Annotated in this window: 6 protein-coding genes and 1 rRNA gene; 5 read left to right on the top strand and 2 right to left on the bottom strand. The window is 44.8% G+C overall.

What is annotated here, in order from left to right; genetic code table 11:
• The 3 genes from PF479_RS19180 to PF479_RS19170 all read left to right on the top strand — a co-directional run.
• On the top strand, positions 1-1,820 hold a 1,820-nt coding region (locus tag PF479_RS19180), incomplete at its 5' end, for a serine/threonine-protein kinase (RefSeq protein ID WP_298010237.1).
• Positions 1,821-1,896: 76 nt separating this feature from the next.
• Positions 1,897-2,250, top strand: coding sequence for a hypothetical protein (locus tag PF479_RS19175; RefSeq protein ID WP_298010234.1), 354 nt, complete (start codon positions 1,897-1,899; stop codon positions 2,248-2,250).
• Entirely contained in the window at positions 2,250-2,933 is a 684-nt protein-coding gene (locus PF479_RS19170; protein WP_298010232.1) for a carbohydrate-binding family 9-like protein, read from the top strand. Before PF479_RS19175 ends, PF479_RS19170 begins: the two co-directional genes overlap by 1 nt.
• Before the next feature lie 9 nt (positions 2,934-2,942).
• Here PF479_RS19170 and dtd read toward each other — a convergent pair whose 3' ends face one another.
• Positions 2,943-3,395, bottom strand: coding sequence for a D-aminoacyl-tRNA deacylase (gene dtd, locus PF479_RS19165; protein WP_298010229.1), 453 nt, complete (start codon positions 3,393-3,395; stop codon positions 2,943-2,945).
• Complete coding sequence (locus PF479_RS19160; protein WP_298010226.1) at positions 3,396-3,770, bottom strand: Rid family detoxifying hydrolase; 375 nt, start codon at positions 3,768-3,770, stop codon at positions 3,396-3,398.
• A 124-nt stretch (positions 3,771-3,894) separates the two neighbouring features.
• Between PF479_RS19160 and PF479_RS19155 the strand changes: the two genes are divergently transcribed.
• A complete protein-coding gene (locus PF479_RS19155) occupies positions 3,895-5,520 on the top strand; it encodes a CTP synthase (RefSeq protein ID WP_298010223.1) in 1,626 nt (541 codons plus the stop codon).
• Between the two features lie 817 nt (positions 5,521-6,337).
• A 16S ribosomal RNA gene (locus tag PF479_RS19150) occupies positions 6,338-7,760 on the top strand; the annotation flags it as partial.

Raw genomic sequence — 7,760 nt, 5'->3', positions numbered from 1 at the left:
GCATTGGTTATTTGGGACTGCATCCAACTCTTAAAAGAAAAGTCGTCTTGAAAAAGTTGAATCTCAGGGGCAAAAAATCCTTTTATGACCGGTTTTTGCAGGAAGCCGCTCTTATGATGGATTTGAATCATGACCATATCGTTAAGGTGTATGATCATTTCAAGGAAGGCAGCCGCCACTTTATGGTCATGGAATTTGTAGAGGGTGCCTCCCTGGACCGTATTATTGAACAGTCGGGCCCATTGAATCACGAAACCATCCGCTATATTCTCAGATGCTGCTGTAAGGCCCTGAATTATATCCATGATCGAAAAATTATTCACAGGGACATCAAGCCCTCCAATATCTTTATCTCTCAAAATGGCGATGTAAAGCTGGGTGATTTTGGAATCGCCATGCTTGAAGACCCGGCTGATCACGATGAACAGGACAACCGGGTGGAGCACCCTTTAATCGGAACACCTTCCTATATGGCTCCTGAACAGTTTTCCGGTCATGGCAAAATAACCCTTCGAACCGACCTTTATGCTCTGGGAGTCAGTTATTATGAGCTTCTTACAAACAGGAAGCTTTTTGAAGCAGAGACCCTGGAGGATATGCGGAGGGCTGTACTGAAAGGTCGGCATCCCTCCTTATTGTTTTTGATCCGCTCTTATGGAATTTCAAGCTGGTTGATTATCAGGCGCTGTATTTTCCGGGTGCCCCTGCTTCGGTATCCCTCGTCTTTTCGTGTGCTGAAAGCTCTCAGCTCCTTCAGAATGAATGATGAGAGTTCCATTGAGGATCTTTCCCGGAGAATAAGAACTTTGACTTCTCAACCGGCATTTAAAGGGAAAACCCGTAAAATTAATGGAAACTCAGGCTTCTCCCAGGTTCTGGGCGTGAAAAAGAAGTCTCGTAAAACATTCCTGATTACCCTGCTGTTTTTATTTTTGATGATAGTTGTTCTTTCTGGTCTCTTGTTTGGAGGGCACTTTTATCAATGGTTTCTTCCAGAACAGGTCGGCGGATTTTCCTTTGAATTGTACCAGGAGGGGCAGGGAGAAGCTTTTCCCCTTAAGAGTCTTGAACTGTTCCGGGAAGAGGGAAGTTCTTTGAAATCTCTTGAGATTTGGGATCATGCGGTTTTTTCTGGAAATTCATTTTATAAAAAAAGTGGATTTTACAGGTTGAAAGCAAATTGGGGGAACAGGGTTGTGTGGAAAAGCTTTTATCTTCCTCCCCTCTCTGTTCAGGGGAGGACTCTTGTCATAGAACTGACGGCTCCTCCCCTTCAATCGCGGCCCATGGATGTGAAACTTATCCTGACAGATACACTGACAGGAGAGCCTTTGTCTCCTGAAGGGCATGTTTTTATCCGGAATTCAAAGGGTGATTGGTATCCTCTTACAAGGGATACAACGGTTGTTTCAGGATTTACATACCAGATAAAGGCTGGTTTCCCCGGGTATTATGAGTCAACTTTTAATATTTCTCCGGAATTCTATCAGGATGACCTGATCCTGGAAGCGGCATTGCGTCCATACCCCGGACAACTTGATGTTCATCATAATATGGATCGTTTAAAACTGAGAGTCAACGGTAAAAAAATTCTCCAGGGAGGGCTTTGGCTCGATTCTAAAGGGCGTTTCGGTACGCTTGCCACGGAAGGGAACAGCTGGCCTTTACCGCCTGGAATCTATGAACTGACCTGGAGTGGAGCTGGTTGGAAAAAGCATCAAAAATTGACAATACGAACGGGGGAACTTGTAGTTTATAGAATTACCCAGGATAATCAGGGTCTACCCCACTTTGATATTGACCGTAGAGTGATGGAGTGACGATTGTATATTGCATCAACTGAAACTTTTGATTAGATACCAGTGTTTTAATATAATAAATTCATCAGGATAAAGAATGATTTCAAAAAAAAGTGCATTGAATGGGCTGATGCCCGATTATATCCGAATCATAGCCGGGGCATCCAACCCGGTTTTCAGGACCTGTGAAGTACTGACCAGGATCGATAACCTTTTCATCGGGGATCAGGAGCGTACTCTGGGATATACTGAAAAAATAATACTTCTCAAAGATCTGAGAAAAAATTTGGAAATGAACCTGTCCGAAACTCACCTGATTAGTAGATCTCAGAATGACTTAAACCGGAAAATCCTGTCTCTCATCGACAACAAGATTGAACAGTATTCCATAAAAAAGGCTGATGCTCCTAATTTCCCTAAAATATATAAACGAAAAAGTTGGTGGCGCTGATGGACCATTGCAGTAAATTGATTATTCCTGAAGTTGCCCCTGATTTTGATCTTTTGAGTCAAGATCCTCAGAAATTTTCATCAGATTTTGACCAGATGGGGAGACCCGCCTCTATTCAGAATGTTCCCTGGCCTGAATATCCTGACAAACCAGATGTCCAGTTCAGGATAGCCTGGTATCAAAATTATTTGCTGCTGAAGTATTATGTCAGGGAGAGGGAAATCCTGGGGACTTTTACACAGGACGGCAGTGATGTTTTCAAGGATAGTTGTGTAGAGTTGTTTCTGTCTCCTGAAAATAAGGAATACTATTATAACTTTGAGTTTAATTGTCTTGGCTCTGTACTGGCACAGGTGGGTGTTGAACGGAAGGAACGGGAAGTACCTGAAAAAAGCATTCTGGATCGGATCGTCAGGATACCCTCTCTTGGTACTTCGCCCTATCATCATTATCATGAAGGACTGGTCGATGAGGCACCATCCTGGTCCTTGATGTTGGTGATACCTACCTCAGCATTTTTTAAAGAGTCCTATGATACTTTCAAGGGCTTGAAGATGCAGGGCAATCTATACAAATGCGGAGACCTTCTGCAGACGCCTCACTACCTGTGCTGGAATCCGGTCATGTCAGAGTCTCCTGATTTTCACAAAACAGAGTTTTTTGGTGAGCTCTGGTTTTCATAAGATAAGGATTTATTCTCTATTTTTGCTATCGATTAGAATTGTAACGGGACCATCATTACAGAGCTGGACTTCCATATAAGCCCCGAATTCTCCCGTTTCAGTATGTAATCCGGTATTTTTTCTTAATTCACTAACAAAATCATTGTAAAGAGGAATAGCCAGCTCGGGTGGGGCAGCCTTGTTGAAAGAGGGTCTGTTCCCCTTCTTTGTACTGGCAAAAAGAGTGAACTGGCTTACAACCAGAATCTCTCCCTTAATATCCTGGACAGACAGGTTCATCTTTCCATCTGGATCTGTGAAGATTCTCATCCCGGAAATTTTTCCCGTCAACCAATGAATATCCTCTTTTGTATCTTCATGAGAAATTCCCAGAAGGATCAGAAGACCCGGCCCTATGGACCGGGTTTCATTTCTATCAATGGTGACGGTCGCTCTTGAGACTCTTTGGAGAACTGCTTTCATTTATTTGAGAGCGATGGCTTCAATTTCGATCTCTCCATCCAGGGGCAGACGGGCGGCTTCCACCAGAGACCGAGCCGGTTTGTGGTCTGAAAAGAATTCCTTATAAACCTCATTGATTCTGGAAAAATTCCCCATGTCCTTTACAAACACTGTGACTTTTACGACTTTATTTAAATCACTACCGGCCTCTTTCAGAACTGCTTCCACATTGAGGAGGGACAGCCTTGTCTGCTCTTCAATGGGGCCATCAATCATCTTACCACTGACGGGATCAATGGGGAGTTGGCCAGATGTAAAAACCATTGTGCCCGTATCGATTCCCTGAGAATAGGGTCCAACCGCAGCTGGGGCCAACTCTGTTTTTATTGATTTCATATTGTCTCCTTATCTCAAATGTCTAGGATGCTGAGCTCTATTCAGGATAATCTAATGATTACTCATTAAAAATGCAATTCCTGTAATTGACAGAGCGAGAGCATCCGGGGAATAATTTTATCACATGAAGAAGTATATTTTTGTCACAGGCGGTGTTTGTTCCAGCCTTGGAAAAGGGTTGGCCTCGGCATCCCTGGGTACCCTCCTTGAAAATCGAGGGTTTTCTGTTTGTATGATCAAGGTCGATCCATACATTAATGTCGATGCAGGGACCATGAGTCCTTATCAGCATGGAGAAGTGTATGTCACCGATGATGGTGCAGAAACAGATCTTGATCTGGGTAACTATGCGCGATTTACTCATTCACCACTGAGTGCCGCCCACTCTGTTACAACCGGTCAAATTTATGATGCTGTTATCCGGAAGGAGCGGGAAGGGAAATTCCTCGGTAAGTGTGTTCAGGTTGTTCCTCACATTACAGATGAAATTAAAAGACGTATTCTTACTTTGGGTGAAAAACCAGAGATCGAAATTACCATTGTTGAAATCGGTGGCACAGTTGGGGATATTGAATCTATTCCTTATCTTGAAGCAGTCCGCCAGATCATTCACGAAAAAGGTCATGGGGATGCATTGTCGGTCCACCTGACACTGGTTCCTACTGTCTCAGGGGGGGAGGTGAAAACCAAGCCTACCCAGCACTCAGTGAAAGAAATGAGAGAGATCGGTATCCAGCCAGATGTACTGCTCTGCCGCTGTCAGGAAAAATTGCCCGATGATCTGAAACGGAAAATATCCCAGTTTACCAACATTGATCATGACTGTGTTCTTTCGGCTCATGATGTGGATACGACTATTTATGAAATCCCGGTTGTATATCACCAGCAGGGAATGGATGAGGTTGTCTGCCGAAAAATGGGGCTCCGCAGCCGAAAATCCAAGATTACCAGTTTGTGGGGCAGGCTGGCGGATATACATAAAAATGCTAAAACGACAGTCAACATTGCCATGGTAGGTAAATATATCGAACTAGGTGATGCCTATAAATCAGTGGATGAGTCGTTGGTTCACGGAGCCTTTGCCAATGAAGTAAGATTAAACCTGATAAAAATCGATTCTGAGGATGTGGAACAGAAAATCGCCGCAGGTGAAACACTAGATGAATTGTTTGCTCCTTTTGACGGCATCCTTATTCCTGGTGGTTTTGGTTCCAGGGGCATTCTGGGTATGGTCCAGACGGCGAGGTTTGCCAGAGAGCATAAGATTCCCTGTTTTGGAATCTGCCTGGGCCTGCAGATCATGGTCATCGAATACAGTCGTTCTATTCTGGGAATCAAAGATGCTGACAGTTCTGAATTCAGACCCGAGGGGAATAACTCAGTCATTTCACTACTGGAAGAACAGGTTGATGTGACTGCCTACGGTGGAACAATGAGACTCGGGCTGAGTGAATCTCTGGTGACCAAAGGGACTCATATCTTTAACGCCTATGGTTCAACGAATATTCATGAACGTCACAGACATAGATATGAAGTCTCCAATAGCTATCGGGAGGCCTTATCAAAGGCTGGGTTGATTCTTTCGGGAACAACCACCGACGGTTCTCTTGTTGAATCTTTAGAATGGCCGGATCATCCTTGGGGAGTTGGTGTTCAGTTTCATCCTGAATTCACCTCCTCTCCGATTAAAGCAGGACCCTTGTTTCGAGAGTTCATTTTACACGCACTTAAAAATTCGGGTAAAAAATAGTTTTTTATACAATGGTCAATAACCGCCCACAAGCTGTCTTCAGATGTAAGCAGTTTTTTAAGGGCGGTTTTTTTTGACTTCACCACTTAGGTTCCTCTTGTAGATATGAGTCGTCCATTCGTCTTGCGAGTATAAAACTCACAGGGGCAGTCAAAATTGAGTCAGCAATATAAGTGAAATCCAGAGATACAAGAATCATATTCATTAATTTCTTCTCTTTATATAAGAAGTTTTAAGCAGAAGCGACTCTTTGATCGATTTATATTCTTTTGTAGCATAGGATTAAGCCAGCCTTTGAAATGCATCAATAGGTTTTGCAGAAAAGAATTCACAAAATGTAAAAATAGGCGGTTGACATAAAAGCAGGATAAGTTATATATTCACGGAGCGTTAGGGCTAACAAGCCACGGACCAACAGAACTAAAGTGATTTTGCTGAATAAACAGATCACTTGCTAATTGTTCTTTTACAAAGGAATTAGAGAAGGGAAATTGAAGTATTTGACGAGAGTCAAGCACTGGTAGTACGATAACATTTCGTACCGAGTACAGGGTTGTACCGCAGGCTTTAGCCGAGGAACAATCCCGTCAAAAGCCGTAAGGCTGAGGAACGAAATGCTAAGGTTTTCAAATTAGGCTTCTGGCTGAAATGGAATCCGAACGTTAGTTTTCTTTTAAGCTCAGTGGTGCTTTTCCGCAAGGAAGAAATCTACTGTATAAAAGGACTAGCTCACTTTAAGCCGTTGAGGGTGTTTACACCCGCTTAGCAATGGTTTGAAGGTTTGATAGAAAATTATCCTCTTCGGAGGATAAACTATATCATGGAGAGTTTGATCCTGGCTCAGAACGAACGCTGGCGGCGCGTTTTAAGCATGCAAGTCGAACGGTAGAGGATCTTCGGATTCTTGAGAGTGGCGAACGGGTGAGTAACGCGTAGGTGATCTACCTTTTAGTTGGGGATAGCTCATGGAAACATGGGGTAATACCGAATAATCTCTACGATTATGTTTGTAGAGGAAAGGGGCGTTTGCCCCGCTGAAAGATGAGCCTGCGTATGATTAGCTAGTTGGTAAGGTAATGGCTTACCAAGGCGACGATCATTAGCCGGCCTGAGAGGGTGACCGGCCACATTGGGACTGAGACACGGCCCAGACTCCTACGGGAGGCAGCAGCTAAGAATCTTCCGCAATGGACGAAAGTCTGACGGAGCGACGCCGCGTGTGCGAAGAATGTCGAGAGATTGTAAAGCACTTTTATATGTGAGGAATAACAGTATCAGGAAATGGGTATTGGATGACGTTAGCATATGAATAAGCTCCGGCCAATTACGTGCCAGCAGCCGCGGTAACACGTAAGGAGCGAGCGTTGTTCGGAATTATTGGGCGTAAAGGGCATGTAGGCGGTTATGTAAGTCCGATGTGAAAGCACACTGCTTAACAGTGATGTTGCGTTGGAAACTGTATGACTAGAATCCGAGAGGGGTAAGTGGAATTCCTAGTGTAGGGGTGAAATCTGTTGATATTAGGAAGAACACCAGAGGCGAAGGCGACTTGCTGGCTCTGGATTGACGCTGAGGTGCGAAAGCGTAGGTAGCGAACAGGATTAGATACCCTGGTAGTCTACGCCGTAAACGATGTACACTTGGTGTCTGGGGCATGAGTCCTAGGTGCCGTAGCTAACGCGTTAAGTGTACCGCCTGGGGAGTATGCCGGCAACGGTGAAACTCAAAGGAATTGACGGGGGCCCGCACAAGCGGTGGAGCATGTGGTTTAATTCGATGATACGCGAGAAACCTTACCAGGGCTTGACATATACAGGACGCAGTTAGAGATAGCTGTTTCTCTTCGGAGATCTGTATACAGGTGCTGCATGGTTGTCGTCAGCTCGTGCCGTGAGGTGTTGGGTTAAGTCCCGCAACGAGCGCAACCCCTGTTGTATGTTACCATCATTAAGTTGGGGACTCATGCAAGACTGCCGGTGACAAACCGGAGGAAGGTGGGGATGACGTCAAATCATCATGGCCCTTATGTCCTGGGCTACACACGTGCTACAATGGCCGGTACAGAGTGATGCGAAGCAGCGATGTGGAGCAAAGCGCTTAAAGCCGGTCTCAGTTCGGATTGGAGTCTGAAACTCGACTCCATGAAGGTGGAATCGCTAGTAATCGCGCATCAGCATGGCGCGGTGAATACGTTCCCGGGCCTTGTACACACCGCCCGTCACACCACCCGAGTTGGGGGT

The organism is Oceanispirochaeta sp., assembly GCF_027859075.1.
GTDB lineage: Bacteria > Spirochaetota > Spirochaetia > DSM-2461 > DSM-2461 > Oceanispirochaeta.
This window is presented reverse-complemented; position numbering and strand designations above follow the sequence as displayed.

Bases quoted from the DNA above. Each gene is read 5' to 3' on its own strand.
- PF479_RS19175 (WP_298010234.1), top strand. From the start codon at position 1,897: ATGATTTCAAAAAAAAGTGCATTGAATGGGCTGATGCCCGATTATATC.
- PF479_RS19170 (WP_298010232.1), top strand. From the start codon at position 2,250: ATGGACCATTGCAGTAAATTGATTATTCCTGAAGTTGCCCCTGATTTT.
- dtd (WP_298010229.1), bottom strand. From the start codon at position 3,395: ATGAAAGCAGTTCTCCAAAGAGTCTCAAGAGCGACCGTCACCATTGAT.
- PF479_RS19160 (WP_298010226.1), bottom strand. From the start codon at position 3,770: ATGAAATCAATAAAAACAGAGTTGGCCCCAGCTGCGGTTGGACCCTAT.
- PF479_RS19155 (WP_298010223.1), top strand. From the start codon at position 3,895: ATGAAGAAGTATATTTTTGTCACAGGCGGTGTTTGTTCCAGCCTTGGA.